27 protein-coding genes are annotated in these 26045 nt (G+C 40.0%); 16 read left to right on the top strand and 11 right to left on the bottom strand.

What is annotated here, in order from left to right; all coding sequences use genetic code 11:
• The 4 genes from GY065_RS08555 to GY065_RS08540 form a co-directional block, all read left to right on the top strand.
• A partial coding sequence (locus tag GY065_RS08555) for a hypothetical protein (protein WP_174833792.1) occupies positions 1-662 on the top strand: 662 nt, incomplete at its 5' end.
• Between the two features lie 542 nt (positions 663-1204).
• Positions 1205-1639, top strand: a complete 435-nt coding sequence (locus GY065_RS08550; protein ID WP_174833791.1) for a putative T6SS immunity periplasmic lipoprotein — start codon at positions 1205-1207, stop codon at positions 1637-1639.
• A 99-nt stretch (positions 1640-1738) separates the two neighbouring features.
• Positions 1739-2173 carry a putative T6SS immunity periplasmic lipoprotein gene (locus tag GY065_RS08545; protein WP_174833790.1) on the top strand — a complete coding sequence of 145 codons (435 nt, stop codon included), beginning with the start codon at positions 1739-1741 and terminating at the stop codon, positions 2171-2173.
• A gap of 100 nt (positions 2174-2273) precedes the next feature.
• Positions 2274-2699, top strand: coding sequence for a putative T6SS immunity periplasmic lipoprotein (locus tag GY065_RS08540; protein ID WP_174833789.1), 426 nt, complete (start codon positions 2274-2276; stop codon positions 2697-2699).
• Positions 2700-2967: 268 nt separating this feature from the next.
• Here GY065_RS08540 and purM read toward each other — a convergent pair whose 3' ends face one another.
• From purM to rpsP, 5 genes are all read right to left on the bottom strand, one after another.
• Positions 2968-4002 (bottom strand): phosphoribosylformylglycinamidine cyclo-ligase, encoded by a 1035-nt coding sequence (gene purM, locus GY065_RS08535; RefSeq protein ID WP_174833788.1) that lies wholly within the window; start codon positions 4000-4002, stop codon positions 2968-2970.
• A gap of 382 nt (positions 4003-4384) precedes the next feature.
• The gene (rplS, locus tag GY065_RS08530) at positions 4385-4750 is read right to left on the bottom strand and encodes a 50S ribosomal protein L19 (protein ID WP_025331156.1); all 366 of its coding nucleotides are present in this window, start codon (positions 4748-4750) and stop codon (positions 4385-4387) included.
• A gap of 13 nt (positions 4751-4763) precedes the next feature.
• On the bottom strand, positions 4764-5510 hold the full coding sequence (gene trmD, locus GY065_RS08525) for a tRNA (guanosine(37)-N1)-methyltransferase TrmD (RefSeq protein ID WP_025331155.1): 747 nt from the start codon (positions 5508-5510) through the stop codon (positions 4764-4766).
• Positions 5510-6022, bottom strand: a complete 513-nt coding sequence (gene rimM / locus GY065_RS08520) for a ribosome maturation factor RimM (RefSeq protein WP_078475139.1) — start codon at positions 6020-6022, stop codon at positions 5510-5512. The genes trmD and rimM overlap by 1 nt, the downstream gene beginning before the upstream one ends.
• A gap of 15 nt (positions 6023-6037) precedes the next feature.
• A complete protein-coding gene (gene rpsP / locus GY065_RS08515; RefSeq protein WP_025331153.1) occupies positions 6038-6286 on the bottom strand; it encodes a 30S ribosomal protein S16 in 249 nt (82 codons plus the stop codon).
• A gap of 404 nt (positions 6287-6690) precedes the next feature.
• On the opposite strand from rpsP, the gene GY065_RS08510 reads away from it, so the two are divergent.
• The 5 genes from GY065_RS08510 to groL all read left to right on the top strand — a co-directional run bounded on the left by GY065_RS08510 (position 6691) and on the right by groL (position 12134).
• Positions 6691-7650 (top strand): acetyl-CoA carboxylase carboxyltransferase subunit alpha, encoded by a 960-nt coding sequence (locus tag GY065_RS08510; protein WP_174833787.1) that lies wholly within the window; start codon positions 6691-6693, stop codon positions 7648-7650.
• Positions 7628-8941 carry a tRNA lysidine(34) synthetase TilS gene (gene tilS, locus GY065_RS08505; RefSeq protein ID WP_174833786.1) on the top strand — a complete coding sequence of 438 codons (1314 nt, stop codon included), beginning with the start codon at positions 7628-7630 and terminating at the stop codon, positions 8939-8941. Before GY065_RS08510 ends, tilS begins: the two co-directional genes overlap by 23 nt.
• Before the next feature lie 78 nt (positions 8942-9019).
• A complete protein-coding gene (locus GY065_RS08500) occupies positions 9020-9616 on the top strand; it encodes a sigma-70 family RNA polymerase sigma factor (RefSeq protein WP_100116081.1) in 597 nt (198 codons plus the stop codon).
• Between the two features lie 522 nt (positions 9617-10138).
• The gene (gene groES / locus GY065_RS08495) at positions 10139-10426 is read left to right on the top strand and encodes a co-chaperone GroES (protein WP_025331149.1); all 288 of its coding nucleotides are present in this window, start codon (positions 10139-10141) and stop codon (positions 10424-10426) included.
• Positions 10427-10487: 61 nt separating this feature from the next.
• Complete coding sequence (groL, locus tag GY065_RS08490) at positions 10488-12134, top strand: chaperonin GroEL (RefSeq protein WP_078475142.1); 1647 nt, start codon at positions 10488-10490, stop codon at positions 12132-12134.
• Between the two features lie 624 nt (positions 12135-12758).
• On the opposite strand, the gene GY065_RS08485 is transcribed toward groL, so the two are convergent.
• Positions 12759-14033: an MFS transporter gene (locus GY065_RS08485; RefSeq protein WP_174833785.1), complete on the bottom strand. Its 1275-nt coding sequence runs from the start codon at positions 14031-14033 to the stop codon at positions 12759-12761.
• 143 nt (positions 14034-14176) lie between these two features.
• Between GY065_RS08485 and GY065_RS08480 the strand changes: the two genes are divergently transcribed.
• On the top strand, positions 14177-15058 hold the full coding sequence (locus tag GY065_RS08480; RefSeq protein ID WP_174833784.1) for a LysR family transcriptional regulator: 882 nt from the start codon (positions 14177-14179) through the stop codon (positions 15056-15058).
• Between the two features lie 50 nt (positions 15059-15108).
• Here GY065_RS08480 and GY065_RS08475 read toward each other — a convergent pair whose 3' ends face one another.
• The 5 genes from GY065_RS08475 to GY065_RS08455 all read right to left on the bottom strand — a co-directional run bounded on the left by GY065_RS08475 (position 15109) and on the right by GY065_RS08455 (position 20561).
• On the bottom strand, positions 15109-16638 hold the full coding sequence (locus tag GY065_RS08475; protein WP_174833783.1) for a class I adenylate-forming enzyme family protein: 1530 nt from the start codon (positions 16636-16638) through the stop codon (positions 15109-15111).
• Positions 16638-17465, bottom strand: a complete 828-nt coding sequence (locus GY065_RS08470; protein ID WP_100116085.1) for an SDR family NAD(P)-dependent oxidoreductase — start codon at positions 17463-17465, stop codon at positions 16638-16640. Before GY065_RS08470 ends, GY065_RS08475 begins: the two co-directional genes overlap by 1 nt.
• Positions 17466-17774: 309 nt before the next feature.
• Positions 17775-18236: a hypothetical protein gene (locus GY065_RS08465; RefSeq protein WP_025331143.1), complete on the bottom strand. Its 462-nt coding sequence runs from the start codon at positions 18234-18236 to the stop codon at positions 17775-17777.
• Positions 18237-18688: 452 nt separating this feature from the next.
• Positions 18689-19123, bottom strand: a complete 435-nt coding sequence (gene rnhA / locus GY065_RS08460) for a ribonuclease HI (RefSeq protein WP_078475184.1) — start codon at positions 19121-19123, stop codon at positions 18689-18691.
• Between the two features lie 31 nt (positions 19124-19154).
• Positions 19155-20561, bottom strand: coding sequence for an FAD-binding oxidoreductase (locus GY065_RS08455; RefSeq protein WP_174833805.1), 1407 nt, complete (start codon positions 20559-20561; stop codon positions 19155-19157).
• A 129-nt stretch (positions 20562-20690) separates the two neighbouring features.
• On the opposite strand from GY065_RS08455, the gene GY065_RS08450 reads away from it, so the two are divergent.
• From GY065_RS08450 to purF, 6 genes are all read left to right on the top strand, one after another.
• The gene (locus GY065_RS08450) at positions 20691-21050 is read left to right on the top strand and encodes a hypothetical protein (RefSeq protein ID WP_078475149.1); all 360 of its coding nucleotides are present in this window, start codon (positions 20691-20693) and stop codon (positions 21048-21050) included.
• 6 nt (positions 21051-21056) lie between these two features.
• Entirely contained in the window at positions 21057-21542 is a 486-nt protein-coding gene (locus tag GY065_RS08445; protein WP_100116075.1) for a protein YgfX, read from the top strand.
• Positions 21543-21546: 4 nt separating this feature from the next.
• Positions 21547-22851, top strand: a complete 1305-nt coding sequence (gene folC / locus GY065_RS08440; RefSeq protein WP_174833782.1) for a bifunctional tetrahydrofolate synthase/dihydrofolate synthase — start codon at positions 21547-21549, stop codon at positions 22849-22851.
• Positions 22852-22894: 43 nt separating this feature from the next.
• A complete protein-coding gene (locus GY065_RS08435; RefSeq protein WP_174833781.1) occupies positions 22895-23911 on the top strand; it encodes an SPOR domain-containing protein in 1017 nt (338 codons plus the stop codon).
• Positions 23912-23925: 14 nt separating this feature from the next.
• Positions 23926-24423: a CvpA family protein gene (locus tag GY065_RS08430; protein ID WP_084565387.1), complete on the top strand. Its 498-nt coding sequence runs from the start codon at positions 23926-23928 to the stop codon at positions 24421-24423.
• Positions 24424-24508: 85 nt separating this feature from the next.
• Positions 24509-26044: an amidophosphoribosyltransferase gene (gene purF, locus GY065_RS08425; RefSeq protein ID WP_037475100.1), complete on the top strand. Its 1536-nt coding sequence runs from the start codon at positions 24509-24511 to the stop codon at positions 26042-26044.
• Position 26045 lies beyond the last annotated feature (1 nt).

The raw sequence follows: 26045 nt of genomic DNA, 5'->3' as shown, positions 1-26045 counted from the left end.
CTTCTATTGGTGGGGCTGCTTCAACTGCTATGAAGATTGGTGGGGGAGTGTCTGGAGGGGTAGTAGGAGTTGTTGTAGCAGACATGATAGATAATCATTTGAAGGCTACACCCAGGTTATTAACCCCCGGAGAGATTGCGATGGTTACTTCAATATTTAAAGATAGCATCAACTTAGCTTTAGTAAAAGTTAGAAATGGTCCTATTTTGCCATTTCAAGATCGAAAAGATCATGAATATGCAGTAACACCAATGGGCGAAATATATTTTACTTCAAATTCATATACAAATGACTTTTCAATTAAAGCTATTCCTAGCAAACATTTATTCATGCATGAAATGGTTCATGTGTGGCAATTTCAGATGGGAATGGCTGTGGCATTTTGGGGGCTAGGAAGCGGGTTAGTTGATTATCACTATGAATTGACAAATGATAAAATATTATCTGACTATCGTATGGAGCAGCAAGCTTCAATTATTTCTGATTATTGGTGTCTAAAAACATTTAATTATAATGCTTGGTATAAACTAACAAATGAGAAATATAAAGGAAATTTAGCCAGAAATCAACAAGGCATGCGAAATTACTGGCTAAAAATATATGAGACTATTTTACATTTGTTTTTAAAAAATCCTAAAGATAAGAAAGCACTATTTGGATAAAACGAAGAAGTATTCACTGTTTACTGCTGATATTTTTACTGAACATATTAGCAGGCTGTATTTGGGTCGTATTATACACCGGATATTGATTTATAAAATAATGGTCAACCTTGTATTAACATCCTGTAGAGTGAGTATATATTAAGAACAAACAGACCATTTAATATTACCTCGGCAACAGTATCTCTGCCTTTTGACGGAAAAGAATTATCAGTGAAAGATTATAATGATTCGGAAAATCAATATTATGTAAAAGCCCAGAAATGCATAGATTTTGACTATTATTTTAAAAATGATTTTACTTATCAAATTGATTTTATATCAGTGGAAAAAGATTAAAAGGCAAAATTCTGGGAAGTATTAATACGAATTATAAAGGATAAGAATGATAATTTACAATTATTAATGGATAATGAGGTCAATTCAGACGATATTAATTAGTGCTACATAAGTAGTAATGATAAAAATGTGTTCTTATCGGTATTCAGCTGTTTTGGTAAATCAGTATTTTTTAACAGTTTATTAGAGAAGAAATAGTTAATATGAAACAAAAAATTATCCTCTGTATCCTACTAAATTTTATGCTAAGTATATTAACTGGCTGTATACGTATTAATCACCCGGATATTGTTTTAAAAGAAAATGGTCAGCCATGTATTAGCATTCCGCGGAGTGAGGATATGTTAAGAACAAACAGATCAATTAATATTACCTCGACAGATATATATCAAACCAGTACCAGATCCTACTTATCAGAGAAATATTATCCGGAAAAACAATATTACGTAAAAGCTCAGGAGTGTATAGATTTTAACTATCATTTTCAAAATGATATTACTTATGATATTGCATTTACATCGGAAGAAAAAGGCAAAGGTGGAACATCCTGGATTGCTACTATACGAATAGTAAAAGATAAGGAAGGTAATTCACAATTATTAATTGGTAATGAGGCTAATTCAGACGATGTTAATTAGTGCTACATAAGTGGTAATGATAAAAATGTGTTGTTATCAGTATTCAGCTTTTTGGTAAATCAGTACTTTTAACGGTTTATTATAGAAGAGATAGTTAATATGAAACAAAAAATTATCCTCTATATTCTACTAAATTTTATGCTAATCATGTTAGCGAGCTGTAGTAATATTAGGGAACCGTATATTGTTTTAAAAGAAAATGGTCAGCCATGTATTAGCATTCCGCGGAGTGAGGATATGTTAAGAACAAACAGACCATTTAATATTACCTCGACACATATATATCAAACCAGTATCAGATCCTACTTATCAGAGAAATATTATCCGGAAGAACAATATTATGTAAAAGCTCAGGAGTGCATAGATTTTGAATATCATTTTCAAAATGATATTACCTATGATATTGCATTTAGAACGCAAGAAAAAGGCAAAGGTGGAACATCCTGGATTGCTACTATACGAATAGTAAAGGATAAGGATGGTAATTCGCAATTATTAATTGATAATGAGGCTAATTCAGACAATGTTAATTAGTGCTACATAAGTGGTAATGATAAAAATGTGTTGTTATCAGTATTCCGCTTTTTTGGTAAATCAGTACTTTTAACGGTTTATTATAGAAGAGATAATTAATATGAAACAAAAAATTATCCTCTGTATTTTACTAAATTTTGTGCTAATCATGCTGGCAGGTTGTATTCGTATTAATGATCCGGATGTTGTTTTAAAAGATAATAGTCAACCTTGTATCAGTATTCCATCAACTGAAGATATGTTAAAAGAAAACAAACAATTTAATATTACCGGTACGGGGATATATGAAACCAGTACTGATACCTACTTATCAAAGAAAGATTATCCGAAAGAACAATATAATGTAAAAACTCAGGAATGCATTGATTTTGATTATGATTTTCAAGATGGCATTATCTATGACATTATATTTACGTCGGCAGAGAAAGGTGGAAGTGAAAAAATCTGGGGTGCTACTATACGAATTATAAAGAATGAGGATGGTAATACACAATTATTAACTGGAAACAGAGTTTTGATAAATTAAATAAATTGCTCAAAGTTAGATTTTTGATGAAGATAATATTTTTTTAAAATTGTTATACAAAATATAATGCTAGATTTTCTAATCTTTTAATTCATATTTAATTGAATATGTTAATTATTTTTTTAGAAATAATTGATAAGAATTATTTATTAAAAACAAAATTTTGTTCATAAAATAACTATTAAAGCCATCAATCGGTCAGTAACAGTTGATGGCCATATTAATGATTGGAATAATAAATTTAATTCAAAAAAATATAAAATTCAGTTTAATTAATCTGAGTTTGATGTTCGTTACCCTGACGAGAACAAATACGACCAATCTGATAAACAGTTTCGCCTTGTTGCCGTAAAAATTTCTGTATCGCATCCGCATCTTCTGCATTTACCACCAAAACCATACCAATACCACAATTAAAAGTGCGGTACATTTCCTGAGTTTCTACATTTCCAGCTTGTTGCAGCCATTGAAAAAGTTTGGGTAATGGCCATGATTGAGAATCAATGGCAGCTACTGTGTTTTCAGGAAGAATGCGGGGTACATTTTCACTGATACCGCCACCGGTAATATGAGCCATACCTTTGATGGTAAATTGTTTTAGTGCCGCCAGAATAGGTTTTACATAAAGCCTGGTTGGGGCAATGATTGCCTGGCGCAATGTTTTACCTTGATTAAATTCAGCGTCAAGCTCAGGCTGGGCACGTTCGATAATTTTACGAACCAGTGAGTAGCCATTGGAGTGAATACCGTTTGAAGCCAGACCTAATACAACATCACCTGCAACAATGCTGCGTCCGTTAATTACCTGTTCTTTTTCTACAACGCCAACTGCAAAGCCGGCCAGATCATATTCGCCATCGGGGTACATGCCCGGCATTTCTGCAGTTTCACCACCAATCAGTGCACACCCGGACTGTTCGCAACCGGCTGCAATGCCTTTAATAACAGCAGCGGCACGTTCAACATCTAGTTTGCCGCAGGCAAAATAATCCAGAAAGAATAATGGTTCTGCCCCTTGTACCAGAATATCATTGACACTCATAGCTACCAGATCAATGCCTACGGTGTCGTGCTGATCCCATTCAAAGGCCAGTTTCAGTTTGGTACCTACACCATCGGTACCAGAAACCAGTACCGGGTGGCGATATTTCTGGCTGATTTCAACCAGAGCACCAAATCCGCCCAAATCACCTAATACTTCAGGCCGCATGGTACGCTTAGCAAATGGTTTAATTCTTTCAACCAAAGAATCACCAGCGTTAATATCAACACCGGCATCACGATAACTCAGGGACTGGCTCATTTGGTGTGTTTCCTTTGGGTAAGACAAAGCAAGTTAAATTAGGATGGAGTAAACCAAAAACCGGATAATTTTAACATTTTTCACCTTTTGCCGGTGTGTAAATTATTAGAGTTTGTGAGCAGAGGATAGGCGTGGCTAGCATTCACAGATTTGGATTATTTCTGTCAGAGAAATTAATTTTTAAAAATTCAATTATCTATTCAGTATTTTTTATATAACACTATTTCAATAAATATTTATTGATTATTTTATGCTATTTAAAAGCTCTGACATTTTCTGTTTTACCAGTTTGACCGAAAACATAAAGAAAAAGGCCGAATCTGATGATTCGGCCTGAGTATTAGCTCTGCCGCAGGCAGCTAATAGTAATTGTAAATACTGCTTAGGCTTTACGAGCCGGCAGTTTTTCACGGATGCGGGCAGCTTTACCGGTTAAGCCACGCAGGTAGTACAGTTTGGCGCGACGTACATCACCACGACGTTTAACTTCGATTTTTTCAACGGCTGGAGAATATAACTGGAATGTACGTTCTACACCTTCACCGCTGGAAATTTTACGAACGATGAAGTTACTGTTCAGACCACGGTTACGACGGGCGATTACAATACCTTCATAGGCCTGTAAACGGGTACGGCTACCTTCAGTAACACGTACAGAAACAACCACGGTATCACCTGGTGCAAAAGCCGGAATTTCTTTATTCAGGCGAGCGATTTCTTCTTGCTCTAATTGTTGAATTAAGTTCATATTAAGCTTCCTATTATAATGGGATATCCCGTTCCTCTTGTCTGATCGTCTGCAAGAGTCTGGATTCCTCTGGGGTTAATTCACGATCGGCCAGTAAATCTGGACGGCGTGTCAGTGTGCGCCTCAGTGCCTGAGTTAATCGCCACTGTGCGATTAAAGCATGATTACCGCTACGTAGAACGTCGGGAACTGTCTGCTGACGAAATTCTACAGGACGGGTGTAGTGTGGGCAATCAAGTAAACCATTGGCAAAAGAATCTTCTACTGCTGAGCGTGTATCGCCAAGTGTGCCGGGTAACAAACGAATTACTGCATCCATTAACATCATTGCCGGCAATTCACCGCCAGAAACCACAAAATCACCAATACTGATTTCGGTTACTTCGTTGCTGGTCAGGATGCGTTCATCAATACCTTCATAGCGGCCGCACAGTACAATCAAAGCCTTTTCTCTGGCCAGATTTGCTGTCTGTGCATGATTCAGTGGCTTGCCCTGCGGACTCATATAAATCAGCCGTCCTTCGGGACAAGTCTGTCTGGCTGTATCAATGGCTGCCTGTAAGGGCGGAGCCATCATAATCATTCCCGGACCACCACCAAACGGCCGGTCATCAATATAACCCAACGGGTTATCAGCGAACTGGCGCGGATTAATGGTAGCAAATTCCCATATACCTTTTTGTAATGCACGACCGGTTACGCCACTGCCGGTAAGGGCAGTAAACATTTCCGGAAACAGAGTAATGGCCTGAATGTGCATCAGTAATCACTGCCCCAGTCAACAACAATTTGCTGTTGAGGCAAGTTAACTTCATCAATGTACTGTGAGACAAAAGGAATCAGTTTACGGCCAAAAGCACCATCTACTACCAGTACGTCATGCGCACCGGTTTGCATTAATGAACTGACAGTACCCAGATTTTCCTGTGTACGGTTATGTACCTGCATTCCGATCAGGTCTGTCCAGTAATACTCATTGTCATCGGTTTCGGCAAAGCTGGCGCGGTCTATTTCGATGGTAAAGCCGCGCAGTAATGCTGCGCTGTCACGATCGGTTATGCCGTCAAATCTTACCTGTAACTCATCGCCGCTGATTTTGCTTTCGGCTATGCTTACAGTTTTAATCTGGCCATCTTTACTCAGCTGCCATTGCGGATAGTCGAGCAGGCTATCGGTATATTCAGTATCAGAATGGACTTTCACCCAGCCTTTTACTCCGAACACACCTTTTATATAGCCCATTGCTACCCATTGTGGCTGTGTACTATTCATTTGCTTTACTGCTAATCAGGCCGCAGCCTTTTGTTCTTTAACCAGCTTGGCAACAGCTTCGCTTAATTGCGCGCCCTGACCAATCCAGTGGTTCAGACGGTCTGCGCTCAGACGTACGCGTTCCTGTTTCTCATTGGCAACAGGATTATAAAAACCAACGCGTTCGATAAAGCGGCCGTCACGGCGGTTGTGTGAGTCTGCTACGACAATGTTATAGAAAGGACGGTGTTTAGAACCACCGCGAGCCAAACGGATAACTACCATAGTGTATTCCTTAGTGAAAAAATCGAAGTAATTTTATTCTGCCAAGATAACAGAAAATCGCTAATTTTAGTGGGTAATTCCTAGTCTTGGCAAGCTGTTAATGCATATTTGTTGCGTATATAGTGTTTCGGATCTGCTTGTTATTGGATGTTTATTTAATTAGCATTGCTGCTGAGGCGTGTGGTTTAAGTTGTTGCTATATCAGCTTAAATTGATAGAAAACGCTAAAGTGTAATTCGGATGCGCAGGTGGCTGTAGAGATGTTTTTTATAATTATATTTTATAAATCATATTGTTATTATTATAATCTATAATTGTGCTATCAGGTTTTTATTAATAAGGGCTGCATAGCTTCATTTCTTCGCGTATCATAGCTGTTACATGTTTTTGCGGATATCTCAACAATGAAACAGATTTTTTTGGATTTTGAACAACCTATAGCCGAGCTGGTACAGAAAATAGATGAGTTGCGCTTTGTACAGGATGAGTCAGCTGTAGATATATCCGAAGAAATCGCGCGCCTGAAAAAGAAAAGTGACGATTTAACCAAAAATCTTTTTGCCAAACTGACACCGGTGCAAATTTCACAGGTATCCCGTCATGCACAGCGTCCGTATACTTTAGATTATATTGATGCTCTGTGTACTGATTTTGAAGAATTGCACGGTGATCGTGCATTTGCTGATGATGCAGCTATCGTTGGCGGTTTGGCGCGCTTTAATGGTGAAAGTGTAATGGTTATTGGTCATCAGAAAGGCCGTGATACCAAGGAAAAAATTCGCCGTAATTTTGGGATGCCTAAGCCCGAAGGATACCGTAAGGCTCTGCGCCTGATGAAGCTGGCAGAAAAATTTCAAATACCTCTGCTAACCTTTATTGATACACCGGGAGCTTATCCGGGCATCGGAGCGGAAGAAAGAGGGCAGTCTGAAGCCATCGGCCGTAATTTATACGAGTTGGCACGGCTGCGTGTACCGGTTATCTGTACGGTAATTGGTGAAGGCGGTTCTGGCGGGGCTCTGGCAATCGCTGTAGGTGATTACATCAATATGCTGCAATTTTCGACTTATTCAGTGATTTCACCTGAAGGGTGTGCATCTATTCTATGGAAAACCGCAGAAAAAGCTCCGGAAGCTGCTCAGGCTCTGGGGATTACTGCTAAACGCCTGCATGATTTAAAATTAATTGATACTGTGATTGAGGAGCCTCTGGGAGGAGCGCATCGTAATTATCCGGAAATTATGCAGCGGGTAAAATCGGTGCTTACCCGTCAGCTGCAAGATGCTAAAGACAAACAGTTGTCGACATTACTAACCCGGCGTTTTGATCGTCTGATGAGTTATGGTCAGTTCAGCGGTAAGTAAACTATGTGACAATATTACACAACAATGGTCAGCCTCTATGGCTGGCCGTTGTATTTTAGCAGTCGGTCTCAGCGGCGGGCTGGATTCGGTGGTATTGTTACATGCGTTAACGAAATTGCGTGATAGTCTTCCGGTGCATATATCAGCAATTCATGTGCATCATGGTTTAAGCAGATATGCAGATGAATGGGCGGTATTTTGTGAGCAGTTATGCGCATCGTGGTCTGTCCCGTTGAAGATTGTCAGGGTAAATGTGCGTACAGCAGGAGAGGGTATAGAAGCGGCTGCACGCAAAGCACGTTATCAGGTTTATGCAAATAGTCAGGCTGACGCAGTGGTGCTGGCACATCACCGGGATGATCAGATTGAAACCTTTTTTTTAGGAGCATTGCGTGGCGGCGGTATACGTTCGCTTTCGGCTATGCCTCAGGTACGTTCATTAACCGGACATACTGTTCTCTGGCGACCGTTATTGTCTTTTTCACGGCAACAGCTAAAAGCTTATGCAGATGAAGTGGGACTAAAACATATTGAAGATGACAGTAATAGTAATTGTGCCTATTTGCGCAACTGGCTGCGTCTGGATGGTTTGCCATACTGGCGCAAACATCAGCCACATCTCGATACCCAGATAGAAGCGGCAGTAGAACGTTTGCAAGATGAGCTGTCTTTACTGGATGAAATAGCTGAAGCTGACTGGACTATGCTGCATGCGCAGCAAAAAGGATTTCAAATACCGTTATGGCGTAATTTAAGTGCATCACGCCGACGGCAGCAATTACGTCTGTTTGCACATAAGCATTGTCTGGGGATGTCGACCGCTGCGGCACTGACAGAGTTTGCAAGACAACTGATGGAAAGCAAAAATGGAGCACAATGGTCTTTGCCGCGTGCCCGTGTAATCTATTATGATTCCAGATTATGGATTGATAAGTATAATTGCAATGAGCAATGGCTCTGGCTCGAATTGTTGCCGGTGTCTGACTCTGAGCTGACTGCTGCACATTATCTGCAATGGAAAAGGCATTCATTTGGTCTGGAGGAGACCGACGCTGGAATGACGATCCGTCTGGCAGATGTCCAGGATACAATTATTTTACAAGGAGGAAAAAAGAAAGTTAGAAAATTATTACAGGAAAGAAAAATCCCTTCTTTTATGCGTGCTGTCTGGCCTATTGTGTGTGATTCTGATAACCAGTGTGTCGCTGTCATTAATGTAGCTGTGGCAGCTGACAAGGGTGTAAAGAATGGCTGGATGCCGTTAATGGAGGATTTGCCTATCAGGCTGTAAAAATTTAGGGTTAATATTATATATTATCGCAGATTCAGCTGCTGATTAATGCAATAACAATAATTAGAGGATAACAAAATGCATGATGATTCTACCAGGCAGGTGGAAGAGCAGGTGTTGGTGCGTCGGGCTCAGCAGGGTGATGCCCAGATTTTTAGTTTGCTGGTCAGGAAATATCAGCGTCGCCTGAAGCACTTTCTGCGTCGTTTTACTCATGATGATCAAGTAACATTGGATGTTGTTCAGGAAACATTCCTTAAAGCTTATAAAGCTATGCCGCAATTTCGTGCCGGAAGTCAGTTTTATACCTGGCTATGCTGTATTGGTATGAATACGGCTAAATCTATGACTGCTGTTTACGGGCGTGAACCGCAAATGATTAGTGAAATTGTGGATGAGAACGGGGAAGAAATTGATGTGTTTGAACATTTATCTGATTATCAGACACCTGAAAATCTGCTGCTCAACCGTGAATTGATTGATGCTATAGATGAAGCAATTAATCAGTTACCGGCCAACCTGCGTCAGCCGATCATATTGTCTGAAGTTAATGGTCTGACCTATGAAGAAATCGCTCAGCTAATGGGTTGCCCGGTAGGGACTGTGCGTTCACGTATTGCACGGGCCCGTGAGATTCTGTCAGCACAGATTAATATCAGATTTGAAAGGAAATAAAAAATACCGATATTCTGATTGTGATTTTCAGGATTTAATTAAATCATTCTGCTTATAATATTAAAACAGCATTCTGGTATTTAGCAAATAAATGATAATTTAGTTTTATATGCATATGTATTTTTAGCTGTTAAACAGCTTATTTGCTGTCTGGCTAAAAGGGATATTTTATTTTTTTGAAGTTTCACCCGTCATTCAGAATTTATCCGGCTGAAGCACAATAATAAACGGTTTTAATTTTAATTTGTCTCTAGTTAATTTATTCAGACTATGCTGAGATATATATTTAAGCAGTTTTTTTTGTTGTTGCAGCTATCTGGCTGTAATGACTGGATTAATTTGTCAAATTTGCTAAGTATTTGTAAGAGTGAAGAAAAAAATTATCTTGTTTACTCTTGAATTGCAGCGAGCGAGCCTTACTTTAAGTAACGAATAAATTTATATTTACGCCCCGCTGAAAATGCGGGTTTGTATTAACCAACTTTGCCGTGCCTCGGGCACTAAAGATGTGGAGAAGATAATATGACTATTCGTCCTTTGAATGACCGCGTTGTCGTAAAACGCCTGGAAGCTGAAGAAAAAACTGCTTCTGGTATTGTATTACCCGGTTCTGCTGCTGAAAAACCTGATATGGGTGAAATAATTGCCGTAGGTAATGGCAAACTGCTGAAAAACGGCGATCGTCAGAAACTGGATGTTAAAGTTGGCGATAAAGTAATTTTCGGAAAATACAGCGGCCAGACTGTTAAAGTAGACGGTGAAGAGTTGCTGGTAATGCGCGAAGAAGATATTTTCGGTATCGTTGAATAAATTATTTATCCAGAAATTTAATTTTATTGCGTAATTAATTATTAAAAATTAGGAGTTGCAAATGGCAGCAAAAGACGTAAAATTCTCTGACGAAGCCCGTCAGAAAATGGTTGCTGGTGTCAATGTATTGGCTGAAGCGGTAAAAGTAACTTTAGGCCCTAAAGGTCGTAATGTATTGTTGGATCGTGCCTTTGGCGGACCGCACATCACTAAAGACGGTGTGTCTGTTGCTAAAGAAGTAGAATTGAAAGACAAATTCGAAAATATGGGCGCACAGCTGGTTAAAGAAGTGGCTTCTAAAACCAATGATGTGGCTGGTGACGGTACCACTACGGCAACTGTTCTGGCTCAGGCTATTGTTACTGAAGGTATGAAATACGTTACTGCCGGTATGAATCCTATGGATTTGAAACGCGGTATCGATAAAGCTGTTGAAGCTGTTATTGCCGAACTGAAAAATATTTCTAAACCGGTTCCGGAAAAATCTAAAGAAATTTCTCAGGTTGCTTCTATTTCTGCCAATGCAGATGAATCTATCGGTGAAATCATTGCCAAAGCCATGAATGAAGTGGGTAAAGAAGGCGTGATCACTGTTGAAGACGGCAAGTCACTGGAAAATGAAGTAGAAGTTGTTAAAGGTATGCAGTTTGACCGCGGTTACCTGTCTCCTTATTTTGTTACTGATGTAGAAAAACAGATTGCCGGTCTGGACAGCCCGTATATTTTGCTGTTTGATAAAAAAATCTCTAACATCCGCGATTTGCTGCCTGTGCTGGAACAAGTGGCAAAAACCAGCCGTCCGTTGCTGATTATTGCTGAAGATGTTGAAGGTGAAGCTCTGGCTACTCTGGTAGTAAACAATATTCGCGGTATCCTGAAAACTGTTGCTGTTAAAGCTCCGGGCTTTGGTGACCGTCGTAAAGCCATGTTGCAGGATATTGCTATCCTGACCGGTGGTACTGTTATTGCTGAAGAAGTTGGTCTGTCTCTGGAAAAAGCCACTCTGGAAGACTTAGGTCAGGCTAAACGTGTAGAAGTTGGTAAAGAAAATACTACTGTGATTGACGGGCTGGGTGACAAGGCTGCTGTTGAAGCACGTGTTGCTGAAATCCGCAAACAGATCGAAGTGGCTACCAGCGACTACGATAAAGAAAAATTGCAGGAACGCGTGGCTAAACTGGCCGGCGGTGTGGCAGTAATTAAAGTTGGTGCTGCTACTGAAGTTGAAATGAAAGAGAAAAAAGATCGCGTGGATGACGCCCTGCATGCTACCCGTGCTGCGGTAGAAGAAGGTGTGGTAGCCGGTGGTGGTGTTGCCCTGCTGCGTGCCCGTGCTGCGATTAAAGACCTGAAAGGTGCTAATGCCGATCAGGAAGCCGGGGTGAAAATCGTACTGAAAGCAGTTGAAGCACCATTACGCCAGATTGTTGCCAATGCCGGTGATGAACCAAGCGTTGTAGTAAACAATGTGCTGAATGGTTCTGGTAACTACGGCTATAACGCTGGTACCGGTGAGTATGGTGATATGCTGGAAATGGGTGTACTGGATCCGGCTAAAGTTACCCGCACTGCTTTGCAGCATGCTGCTTCTATCGCTGGTCTGATGCTGACTACTGATTGCATGATTACCGAATTACCGGAAGATAAACCTGCTGCTCCTGATATGGGTGGCATGGGCGGTATGGGTGGCATGGGCGGCATGATGTAATAGTCGTGTCTGGCTAACTAGTCAACATATAGCTAATAGTGAGCATAACTGGTGTTATGCTCACTATTTTTATATTGAATGGTTTAATTATAATAATGGCCAGATGCTTCAGATTTTATCACCCACATATCAGACAAAGTAACCATTCTATTGCTATTAAATGTGTTGATGATGATATTGTGTAAAAGTACAGTATTAGCCACACCTCTTTTGTTAGTAATTGCTTATTATTAATTTTTCAATGTGTTAACTATGCTTTAGTTTAAAGCAGATTTATAAGCTTTATACCTTTTATTGTAGCTATTAGCTTTTTATGTCTGTGGAAAATATCTTGATTTCGATTAAATTTTTTCAATAAATCTTAGTCAATAAGAACGTTATATAGCTGAAATATTGTTAAATGAAACTTTTATCAATATTTCAGCTCATATCATAAAATGACTAATTATCATAATGTGAAAAATGAAATTTCAAATCTAAAAAACTGTTTGGCTATTTTCAAAATAATCTTCATAAATCAATTCAAAATTTGATAAATTAAATTTATCGGTAAAATCACCAACAAAAAATTCAGTCTGTTTTATGCAGATTAAAGCAGGGTGGTACATTCCTATGAATAAAAAATTATTTTTCAGATGATGGATTCTCAAATAAGAAATAGCTTATTGCGCAAATAACAGCCATGACTGCCCAAACGCTAACCCAGGAGAATTGATGTAATAGCCATGGAATTATGGCTGGAGTTGCAAACAGAATGAAAAATACTACTGTATTAGCCATGGCTAATACAGTTGCAACACTCTTTTGTCCGGCAACGGTAGCCAGTTCGGTATATCCGATTCCATGCCAGGAAGAAATTGATATACCAGATATAAGAATAATTAAACTAACAAAGCAGGCAAAATGATGTATATTGAGTTTATATGAAAAATAAGTAAATACGGTAAGGGCTGCGAATAAAATGAATGAAAGGGCTGTAACCGCTTTCAGAAAAAATTTTCTATTTCCCTTTTTATCTGTATAAAAGCCACTACCGATACGTGTTGGTATTGAACTGATTTGTATGAAAAATAATAGAATACTGATATATCCAATACTTAATCCAGCAAAATCGTGCAAGAAAAGCATTGAAAATGTCATCAATGCAAACTGTGGCGCACATAAAATACCTACAGCTAATACAATGCGCCACACTTTTAATGATTTCATTGGCTGAGTTGATTTATTTTTTAGTGATTGTGTTATATCCGGTGTTTTGCGTTCACTCTTACTATCGGGATCAATAATCCATAGATAGCTGAATAATGCAGCCAGAATACAAATAAATGCCGATATAAATAGTGTGGTCGAGAATCCATAATGAATTGAAATATAAGGGTAGAATAATGCTCCCAATGCATAACCAAGTGGTACAGCTGCCTGCCTTACACTCATTGCTAAGCCGCGTTGCTGTGGTTTAAACCATTGTATGATCGCTTTGCCACTGGAACCATTTACACTGCTCCCAAAAAGACCGACGATTAGTAAACCGGCACATAAAATGATATTTATTGAAGTGTGTGATGATATTTTTGCAAAATAAGCTAGGGTGAAAAGAGCTATGGCAGTTGTGGACAATCCTGTAATTAATATCGGCCGATCTCCGAAGCGATCGGTGGCAATTCCCCAGGGTAATTCACTTACAGCAATTCCAAAACCTACAATGCCCATTAAAAGCCCTAATACAGATGTTGGGATATGGTAATCATTACGTAGAATAATGGAGGCTGCAGGTACGCCGCCGATAACAAAGGTAAAGCATGTATTAGCGAATGCACCTGTAAATAAAACTTTCCATTTGTGGTTATCAGAAAAAAAATTTTTATTTTTATCCGGCAATTTGTTTGAATTTAAAGACATTGATGAACTCCTGTTGTTTTTCCAGAAAATAATAGCTAGAATTTTTTATATCTGTAAAACAGGATTTTTTGATTTATTTATAACGGAAAATCCGATATATTAAAGAAATCTAATGACACTAACCGATGAAGACTGATTACACTATGGAAAAACTTGATTTAGAAATTCTTCACACATTTGTTGTCATTATAGAAATGGGCAGCTACACAAAAGCTTCGAATATTTTATTTAAATCTCAATCGGCTATCAGTGAGCAAATCCAAAAACTTGAGGTATTTTGCGATGCACAGCTGCTACATCGTGGCAGATACGGCGCGAAACCGACAGCTATTGGTGAAAAAATGTATAAGCATGCAAAAAAGATATTATCTTTAAATGATAATATCATAAATGATATTAGAAGCCATGATTCGGTATATGAGCTGACACTTTCAATTACAGATTATTTTATGCCTACCACGATAGCATCTGTATTAAGAGGGCTACGTGACCAATGTCAGAATATTCAATTTAATGTCTCAATTCAGAGCAGTTCAAAAATGCTTCTTGAACATACTCTGGAACAATATGATATCGCTTTATTTATTCATTTAAACGGACAGCAATTACCCGATAATGATAATTTTATGGTTGTGGGGCATGAACCGCTCTGCTGGGCTGGCTCGAAAGATCTTAGTATAACCGGATCTGCTCCGCTGCCAATTATAACTTTGCCAAAAGGCTGCTTATTACAAAAATTAGCTATAGATAAATTAGAAAATAATAAAATATCTTATAATTTATCTCATTATGCTTCCAGTGTTATTGGTATGCAGTCTGCTATTGAGGCTCAATTAGGCATAGGCTGCCTGAACAGATCGTCAATGTCTAAGAAATTTATCGATTACACCGATATCCTAAAACTTCCGGCATTACCAGATATTGATTATATTATGTATTATAAATCGGAGAAAAATCCTTTTATAAATACGATAAAAGGATTAGTTGAGCGGGTAACAAGCAATGATAATGCTTTTGAAAAATAAAAATTTTAAAAAATATTATTATGTTTATCAGTACTGGTGTTTTCGCTAACTCAGATCTTAGATAATTCATAATATCGATTGATAAGTTGTTTTCTGTCAACTTTGCCAATATGAGTCATGGGCAATTCGTCAATGATATATATTTTTTTTGGCATCTGGTAACGTGCAATTTGTGGTTTTAACCAGTCTATTAAAGTATCTTCGGTTTGTTCAGTATGCGCTGCTAATACCACAAATGCCACTAATCTCTGTCCGAATTCCTCATCATTAACACTAATAACGGCTAAGTCGTTAATGTCAGGATGGTTAACTAAGCATTGTTCGAGTTCGAATGGGTAAACATTTTCACCACCTGAAACTATCATGTCATCAGCCCGGCCATTTAGATAATAATTATTTGTACTGTCTTTTTGAACTATATCACCAGTAGCTGTCCAGTTTTTGCCCTGAGTCGACCACGCACATTTGATATACAGTTCACCTTTTATCGCATCCTCTTTGCCATTGTTCATTAATTTGGCTGATAATCCTTTAACAGGCTTACCTAGAGTTGATGGGTGAGTGATCAAATCATCCGGCGTTGCAATCAGGCATATTCCAGCTTCCGATGTGCCATATAAGTTAAATAACACTTTACCAAGTTGATTAATTGTTCGTTGAACCAGTGTGACAGCAATTGGTGCGCCGCCGGTGATGATGCATCTTAAACTACGTAACTGCGTTACAGAATAGTTCATCATTCGACTGAGCATTAAGGGAACGAGGGTGATAACTTCAATGTTATGTTTGTTAATAAGTTGACAAACTTTGGCGGCATCAAAGCGTTTATTGATAAATATAGTGGCACCTAATAGTATCGACATACACAATGTTGCAATACCAAAACCATGGTAAATCGGTGTTGCTATATAGATTCTGTTATATTTGCTCAGGTTTAATTTCATCAGCAATTGATAAAAAGGACTGATAAAATTTTGTGCTTTACTATTGCGTCCTGCCATTTTAAAACGTCCTGTTGTACCACTGGTTAACACAGTAAGTTTATTAAAATGGGTAACTTTAAGATTGCCGGAATAGGGTGGCATCTTATCCTTTAAGAGCGAGTAAATGGAAATTTGCTCCGGATGATCTGTTGGTAATGATTTGACATCAATTAAGATAGGAATTTGAGGATCATGTATGATCCAATCAAATTTTACCGCATCTTGTATATTTTGTAATTGCTTGGCTGATAGTTCTGTATTGAGTAAGTAAATATCTGCACCTAGCCGGGCAATAGCAAAGAGAGTTTGAATCATAATAGTATGATTACTTGCCATTATGGCTATTTTTTGATGCGGTTTTATGTCACAATGCGCCGCTAATTTTTTGGCTAAATGCTGTGACTGCGTATAAAGTGTACGATAATTTATGCAATTGTCATTTTCATTAATGGCGATTTGGTCTGGGCTCAGCTTCTGACGTACATAGAGCAATGCCATTAAATTCATTCCAACCGAACGAAAACTCATTAATAAATAAAAAATTCCTTTAAAAGTCAAAAGTTTAATGGTGTATAGCGCTTTGATTGTTTTTATCATCATTTTCTCTTAATGTAATAACAATTTAATTTAAACCAGATGCCATTAAATAGGACGCTGGCCAATTGCACTATCATCGCCCACCATGGTTTATATTGGCGTTTTTGTGTTTGTAATAAATAACTTATAATTGTAGCAGCTTGCTTTGGCTGTAATGCAGGTAAGTTCTGATAAGCTTTGGTCGGCTCGATCATCCTTGTTTTTACTAAAGGTAAATATGCTGTCGATACTTTGATTTGCCGGTTTTGTAATTCAGGCATTGCTGAACGCAGCCATTGATCGAATGCCGTTTTTGAGGCTTGATATGCTGACCAATTCACCGCTGGCGCAAACAACACATTGACAGCCGAAACGTTAATAATATGTCCTTTACTTTGCTGTAATTTGGGGATAAGTGCAAGGCATAATTGTACCGGAGTCAGGTAGTTTAATTTTATGGTTCGTTCAAAATCATGCTGGCGATCTAACGATTGCATGACCGGGCGACAAATCGATTTACCGGCATTATTAATAAATATATCAACAGGTAAATTTTGTATATATTTTATGAATCCATCAAGTTGTTCCTGGTCACGCAAATCAGCTGCATAAATGTCAACTTTAGCTTTGCTCATAGTGAGCCGTTGCTTTAATTCGCGCAGTTTATCAACTGTGCGCGCAACCAATATTAAGTTGCAATCAATATCGGCTAAAAGATAACAAAGCGACTCACCAATGCCATAACTGGCGCCTGTTATAATGATAGTTTTATGTTTTAACCGCTGCGTTAAACGGCGGATATTAGGTTTATGTACATAAAACAGCAAAAAGTTAAGCAGTTTAATCAAAGCAACGGATTTCAATTGTAAATAATATGAACAGCAGCATGAAGGTAGCAATTAATAAATCAATAGGTTATTTATTTTTGTTACGTCATCATTTTAATTTCATATGTTAAGTAATTAGTCTGGTTAAATCCTGTCCTAAGCATAGATCAATAAAGCAGGCTATCATCATGACGGAATAAATAGCGGGAATGTAAATCATCCTAGAATATCATATATTCCAAAAAGATAAACAAACCTTGCCAAAGATAGGATAAAAAATTAATGCTACAAGTTTAATTGAAAACTTTATAGATTTAGTAAATGAAAAAGTTATATGCCTATAATATAGAATGAACCATACTTTTGTATAGTTACATCAATCCAGGCTATAAAATCGATAATCATCTGAGAAAGCAAAGGCTTGGATTTAGAAAACTTGTGAGCCGTTTCTTTTAAATAATCGTCTTCTAGCATACAGACAAAACGAAAATCAAATAAATCACTTTTAAGTTCTTTTAAATTCTGGGCTTGATCAACCCTGGTCTTAAGCCTTAATAGTGCCGGTTTTATAAGTAGCCATTGTTCTGTATTAACTTCGGTGATTCCCCAATGCCCATATTCACCGTATTTAGGAACATACTCGTATATAATGCCCTCAATAAAGCTGAACGCACCTTCTGTCAGGTATTTAGATGTAGTACTGTAGACGGCTTTTTTATTAGGGGGTATGGCGAATTCAAAAATAAGTCCGCCTATGTTCTTATAATATGATTGTAAATTAAAATTAATCATGCACACACCATTATATTTCTCAAATGAGATTAAAACTGTATTAAATACAAGTACACTGAATATATTTTTTAATTCAATTAATATATTATTTTAAATGGAAGTTTGATTTATTTTTAAAAAATTCAACTAGATACTGAGTTATATTTTAGGTAAAAAATTAGGTATTTTATACATATATTTATAGCTTAATTATAAATAATCATTGCAATCGTGTTATTGTGTTTTCAATAATATTGGAATATTTTAGCATGAAATAAAAAAAACGGTTTAATTAAATTAATCTGTTTTTTCCATAAAATTTCTTTGAGCCCACATCTGCCGGCTTAGGCTGAGTTTTAAATTTTTCTAAGCCGATACAAAACTTATCAAACAATATGCTTCTAGGCATGATAGCACTATTATGGTAGCTGAGAAGTGAGTAAGTGATAATAATTTATAAAGAAATTAAAGCTTTATTTAACCAGTTCTACGCCGCGATTAGCCAGTTCATCAGCTTTTTCATTTCCCGGATGTCCGGCATGGCCTTTAACCCAGTGCCAGTGCACCTGATGCTTACTTACTTCGCTGTCCAGTGCCTGCCATAGTTCAGCATTTTTTACCGGCTGTTTTGAGGCAGTTTTCCAGCCGCGTGCTTTCCAGTTATGAATCCATTCCTGCATGCCGTTTTTAACATATTGTGAATCTGTGTAGATGTTAACAATACACGGGCGTTTTAATGCTGCAAGTCCTTGAATTACAGCTGTGAGCTCCATGCGGTTATTGGTGGTATTAGCCTCTCCGCCGAAAAGCTCTTTACTGTGGCTGCCGGATTGTAAAAATGCCCCCCAGCCACCCACGCCGGGATTGCCTTTGCAGGCACCGTCGGTATACAGAGTAACTTCACTCATATTCATAGTTGATTTAAAAATGCTTACTATATCACGTATGCAGAGGTAAAACTTTTCCGGGATTCAGGATACCTTCAGGGTCGAGGTTATGCTTTTGTGCCTGCATCCATTTGATTTCTGCATTACTGCGAACACGTGGCAGCCACTGATTTTTTAACTGACCGATGCCATGTTCGGCAGCTATACTACCATGGTAGTTTAATACCTGTTCATATACGACTTTATTGATGTTTTCTTCATATTGATAAACATCATTGTTCATTATATCAGCAATAAAAACGTTGTAATGCAGACTGCCATCACCGAGATGGCCGAATAAAATGGTCTTGGTTTGCGGAAAAGTTTTAATCAGTTGTTGCTGGCAGTTTTCGACAAAGTCAGCAACATGTTCAATCGGAACGACAATATCATGCTTGATACTGGCTCCGAGACTGCGTTGTGCAACAGATATGTTTTCACGCAAGCTCCATAAATGCTGACGTTCTGTTTCAGACTGAGCAATAACTGTATTAAGCCAGTTACCTTGTTCCAGTATGCTGATTAAGGGATCGGTTAAATTTTGTGCCGGCAGGCTATCGCTCAGTTCTACCAGAATATGCCAGCTCGCATGAGTTGGTTCGCGTAATTGACTATAGCTGGCTGACAAATTCAGAGCCGCCTGACTGATCAGTTCAAAGCTGGACAGGCGCTCGGCAAAGTGATTTTTCAGTGCGGCTAACAGACTGGTGGCAGCGTGAATATTGTCTACGCCAATCCAAGCTGTTAATACACTTTGCGGCGGAGCAAACAGTTTTAGTGTAGCTGCGGTAATAATCGCCAGTGTGCCTTCACTGCCAATGATTTGTTGACGCATTTCATAGCCACTGGTGTTTTTATGCAGTGGATACAGGTGACTGACCAGTTCGCCATCGGACAGGACATATTCCAGACCCAGTACCAGATCACGCATTGTGCCATAACGCACTACATTCAGACCGCCGGCATTACAGGCAATATTTCCGCCTATCTGACAGGAGCCTTCACTGGCCAGACTCAAGGGAAAATAGCGATTGGCAGTTTGAGCGATTTTCTGTACTTCAGCGAGTATCATGCCGGCTTCTACGGTAATGGTGTTGTCAGCCAGATTGAGTTTGCGCATGCGGTTAAGTTTACTTAACGACAGGATAATTCCTTTACTGGCAACAGAAGCATGCGGTGTAGCGCCGCCGCACAAGCCGGTATTTCCGCCTTGCGGAGTAACAGGAATATGCTGCTGATGGCAATAGCGCATAATCTCCTCTACAGCGCTAACGGTATGCGGTTGTAATACTGCAAAAGCCTGTCCATGATAACGGCCGCGCTGGTCGGTACAAAACGGTTCGATAAGCTGATTGTCAGTGAGGATTTCATCAGGCGTAAGGATTTGCTGAAACCGGGCTAGATGAATGGTGTGAGGCATGGCAGTTAACTCTGTAGACACTATAAGCTGATTGTACGGTAATTAAAAATTGCGGGGTGGTAAATATACGCTATCGCAGAACGTTTACAGTACAATATGGTTATTCAGTAATATTAGTAAGGATAGGGCATGTATTTTGTTGATCGCAGTGCTGTTGTGCTGAAACCTGCTCAGGCTTTTCTCGACTGGCTGAAAAGTACCAGTGATGATTTGCCTGAGTTAACTTTGTCACAGCTCCAGAGTAATTGTACTACATTGCTGGTACCGGAATTTGAAACCCCGGAACAGGTCATTGGTTATATTGGTGAACGCTTTAATCTGATTTTTGAGGCAGAGCTGTCTGCATGGGAAGTTGAGCGTAAGCTGTGGCCGGTATTGGATATTGATCAGTTCTGGAATTTTTTTACAGTAGAAGTACATGATATGGTACTGGATCTGGTAGATACAGATATACATATATCTCCGGTATATGGTGAAGAACAGGTTTAGTATCTGATGATGGCATGTGTTGTGCGGCTGAAGCCATCCCGATGTGCTTTATATTTGGCGGTGATTATGCATGTACTGACACTAGTGGCTATTGTGTTCTACAGCACAGGCTGGTTGTGTCTGGTATGGCTGCTGGCATGGTTATTATCTGCATTATGGGCAGGTTATGGCTTGCGGCAAGGCAGAGTCAAAAAAATTGAAATCAGCTCACAGGGGCAGGCTTCACTGCTATTTGCACAGGGCAAAGCTGCTGTACCGGCTAAACTGTGTTGCAGAGGTATTGTTATTAGAGCAAATATGATGGCTTTACACTGGCAAACTTCGCGCGGCCGCGTATACCAACTTTTGCTACCGGATATGACCGATGCGCAGGCATGGCGAAGATTACAAGTATGGGTACGCTGGTGTCAGCCAAACAATACACAATCGGTTTTGAGGCAATCAATATTGAATAAGGTAATCCGCAGGCTCAGGCTGAAGGATAAGAATTAGGATAATGACAGAAAAATTTCATGCAACTGGTTTGTCCTCATGGCTGCAACATCTGGAAAATGGTGTGGTCGGCGGCGAAATTGAAATGGGGTTGGCTAGGGTAGATGCTGTTCGTGACCGGATGGGTTTAAAGCCGGTATGTCCGCTGATTGTTGTTGGCGGAACCAATGGTAAGGGTTCGGTGTGCGCTTATCTGACACAGATTTATCATGAAGCTGGTTATCGGGTTGGTACCTTAACCAGCCCGCATTTGTTACGTTTTAATGAACGTATTGCGATTAATGGTGAAGCTGTTGCTGATGATTTGATTGTCAGTGCGTTTGAGCATATAGAGACAGCACGGGCTGAGATACCGTTAACCTATTTTGAGTTTAATACGCTGGCTGCCGTAGATGTATTTATACGCCAGCAGGTAGACGTAATGATACTGGAAGTAGGGCTGGGCGGGCGGCTGGATGCTGTCAATATATTTGATGCCGATGTGGCGGTGATTACCAGTGTTGATTTAGATCATGAGGCATTTCTTGGTGATACAGTAGAAAAAGTAGCATTTGAAAAAGCAGGCATTATGCGTTCTGGAAAGCCTGTAATTTGTGTTCAGATTCCTGTACCACACAGTCTGTCATCGCATGCTGCAGAGGTGGGGGCAGATTTACTTTTGCTTGGCCGAGATTTTGATTGCCATAAGATGGAAATGCAGCAGTGGTCGTATCGTTTTCATCCACAAGAAAGTAGTTTATATACAGGTGAGCATGCCCGTCATGCTTTACCGATACCAGTATTGCGCGGTAATTTTCAGCTTAGTAACGCGGCTTGTGCATTAACTGTACTGGAATGCTTGTCTGAACGTTTGCCTCTGGATATTGGCGCAATTAAGCGTGGCTTGTTGCGCGTACGCCATCCGGGAAGATTTCAGGTGTTGCCCGGACGACCGGTTACGGTACTGGATGTGGGGCATAACCCTCATGCAGCACGGGCATTGCGCAGCAGTTTGATTGCTTTACCCTATGCAGAAAAACGCATGGCTGTATTTAGTATGCTGGCTGATAAAGATATTGATGCAGTTCTGGAAATTATTAAAGACCAGTTTGACTGCTGGCTGATAGCTCCGCTTGCTTTGCCGCGCGGCATGACTGAACAGGCTTTACAACAAAAATTTATTCAGCATAATATTACTGCTGTGACAGCTTATCCTGATGTTAAGCAAGCTTATCAAGCTGCTTTATCAGAGGCAGGTGAGAATGATAGAATTGTTGTATTTGGTTCGTTTCACACGGTAGCAGAAATAATAGATTTATCTTCTCGGTAAATTCTGAAAATAGAAACAATAAGGACAGAGGAGTTAGTGATTAATGAATGCGCAGGAAAATTATGAACAGCTGAAACGGCGCAACAGGCGCCGTTTAGTAGGTGCATTAATTATGGTGGTCATTGCTGCTATATTGCTGGTTATTATGCTGAGCCGTCGCACTCCTCAGCCTGTATCTGCACCGCAGCTTGATGTCAGAACTGCTTCATCAGCAAATGCAGCGTCAGGTACCACAGCTATGGCTTCTCAGGTTAGTGTTACCGCTCAGGTACAATCGGCTTCAGCGATCGTACTGGAACCGGTACACGGAACAACTGCATCTGCAGGTAGTACTCCTATTAACTCAGATCACGCGTCAGGAAGAACTGAACATCAACCAGTATCCAGACCTGCTGTGAATACAGATATTCCGGCTAAACCAAGTGACATACCGGTAAAAACTCCCGGTCCTGTGCAGACAGGCACTCAGCAGAATAATACAGATTCAGTCCATACCAGACCATCTTTACAGTCATCAAGAACTCCGGCTGAAAATAAGGTGATAAATAAAGAGGCTGCTGAAAGTAAAAAAATTGAAAAAAATACGCCGGTTCCAGTGAGCACTGCAACTGGGAGCCATTCTAAAACAGATGCTGTAGTAGCCAAACCAGCTAATAAAACACCGACATCTGTAAAACCAGCAGCGCCAGCAAAACCGGCAAATAATCCAACAGGCGGTAAACTGACACCGCAGCAGATATTGGAAAATAAAGCTGCCGGTACAATGTCTAAAAATTCTGCTTCTGGTCAGAATCGGAGCAGTGCTACTAGTAGCAGTAACAAACCGCCTGTGGAGCGCACAGTCATTCAGATTGGCGCTTATACCACTGAAGCACAGGCAAGTCTGGTACAGCAAAGGCTGGCGGCTGTTGGTGTGACCACGAGTATAAGCAGCCGGCAGACTAGTAAAGGCACACTGTATCGGGTACGCAGCCAGGTTTATAATAATCGCAGTCAGGCTTTGCAAAATCTGGATAAAGTGCATGCTGCAGGTCTGGACGGACTGGTAATTGGTTTATAGGAAGTTGGTATTGCATGACCCTTTTTGATGTGCTGGCTCTTGGCCTGATATTGTTAACAACTCTGGTTGCTATGATGCGCGGACTGGTAGGCGAAATAGCTTCACTATTGTGCTGGGTAGTGGCATTTGTCGGAGCCAGGCTGCTGGCAGCTCCTGTGGCTGATATGGCTTTTACCACCATGCAGCCACGGGCACTGGCTGTTTCATTGTCATTTATAGTGGTATTCGGTGTGTTATGGATTATTCAGCGTCTGATGCGTACACTGATAACTTCGGCATTGAAATCGATTGGGCTTGGCGGAGTTAACCGTATGCTGGGTGCCTGTTTTGGTGCGATTAAAGGAATTATTATTGTTACTTTGGTGGTGTTGATATGTTCTTTTACTGATTTGCCGAAATCCCCTGTGTGGCGGGATTCATTTTCAGCAGGGATGTTTGAAAGGCTGGCGATGGTGGCGGTGCCTTATCTGCCGTCTTTTCTTGCTGATAAACTGAATTCACCATCGGTATAACAGCATGAACATAAGTAACCAAATACAACGCGCGTTTTTAATAACAAAAAACGCGCGTATTTATTTGTCTTGAATGGAGAAAGTAATGTGTGGTGTATTGGGTATTGTGGCACATGAACCAGTAAATCAGCTTTTGTATGATGGTTTACAGATGCTGCAACATCGTGGACAGGATGCTGCCGGAATTGTTACCGCTGAGGGTACTATGTTTCACATGCATAAAGGTCGCGGTATGGTACGTGATGTATTCCGTACCCGTAATATGCGTGAACTGATAGGTAATGTTGGCATTGCTCATGTCCGTTACCCGACAGCCGGAAATGCCAATTGCAGTGCTGAAGCGCAACCCTTTTATGTAAATTCCCCTTTCGGAATTGTGCTGGCACATAATGGTAATCTGACCAATACCGGGGAGTTATTTAAAAATGTCTGTTTTACTGAATTACGCCATGTAAATACCCGCTCTGATTCTGAAGTGCTACTTAATGTACTGGCACGAGAGCTGGAAAATCAGGTAGGTAATCGTACTGCGCTGGCTTTATCGGATATTTTTGCTGCTGTGGCCGCATTGCATAAACGGGTACATGGTGCGTATGGTGTGGTGGCATTGATTGCCGGCTATGGTTTACTGGCTTTTCGGGATCCGCTCGGTATCCGGCCTCTATGTCTGGGTAAAAGGGAAGAGAACGGTCATACAGATTATGTCGTTGCTTCTGAATCAGTAGTGTTTCCAAGTCTGGATTATGAGCTGGTACGGGATGTGGCACCCGGTGAAGCTATATTTATCAGTAATGAAGGTCAGCTATTTTCACAGCAGTGCGCACAGGAATCACATCTGATGCCCTGTCTGTTTGAATATGTATACTTTGCCCGTCCAGACTCAGTTATTGATGGAGTATCGGTATATCAGGCTCGCCTGAATATGGGCGTAACACTGGCAGAAAAGGTAAAACGGACACTGGATTTAGCAGACATTGATGTAATTATGCCTGTACCCGACACCAGCCGTCCCAGTGCTATGGAACTGGCTCTGCATCTGAATAAGCCTTACCGGGAAGGATTATTTAAAAATCGTTATATCGGTCGGACATTTATTATGCCCGGACAGTCTGTGCGTAAAAAATCTGTGCGGCAAAAGCTTAATCCGATGAATTATGAGTTTAGCGGTAAAAAAGTTCTACTGGTAGATGATTCTATTGTACGCGGGACAACCAGCCGGGAAATTGTGGATATGGTGCGTGAGGCAGGAGCGATAAAAGTTTACTTTGCTTCCGCCGCGCCAGCTGTATTGTTTCCGAATGTTTATGGTATCGATATGCCAACCCGGGAAGAATTGATTTCATACCGGCGTAATGCAGAGCAGGTGGCTGCAGAAATTGGTGCCGACGGCGTTGTATTTCAGGATCTGGCTGATTTGAAAGATGTCGTTTTAAAGCTGAATCCGCAAATTGAAGGGTTTGACAGTTCCTGCTTTGACGGCCGTTATATTACGGGTGATGTTGATGAAGCTTATCTGCAACGTCTTTCCGATGATAAAAATGCTCTGGCCAGCTCATTTGTTGTACCCAGTCTGATTGAACACAGTGTCAGTGTGCAGGAAGATGAGGATGAAGAGGAATAAA

The organism is Snodgrassella sp. ESL0323 (genome assembly GCF_013346865.1).
Lineage (GTDB): Bacteria > Pseudomonadota > Gammaproteobacteria > Burkholderiales > Neisseriaceae > Snodgrassella > Snodgrassella alvi.
The sequence above is the reverse complement of the archived record's forward strand: the minus strand, read 5'-3'. Positions and strand labels throughout refer to the sequence as shown.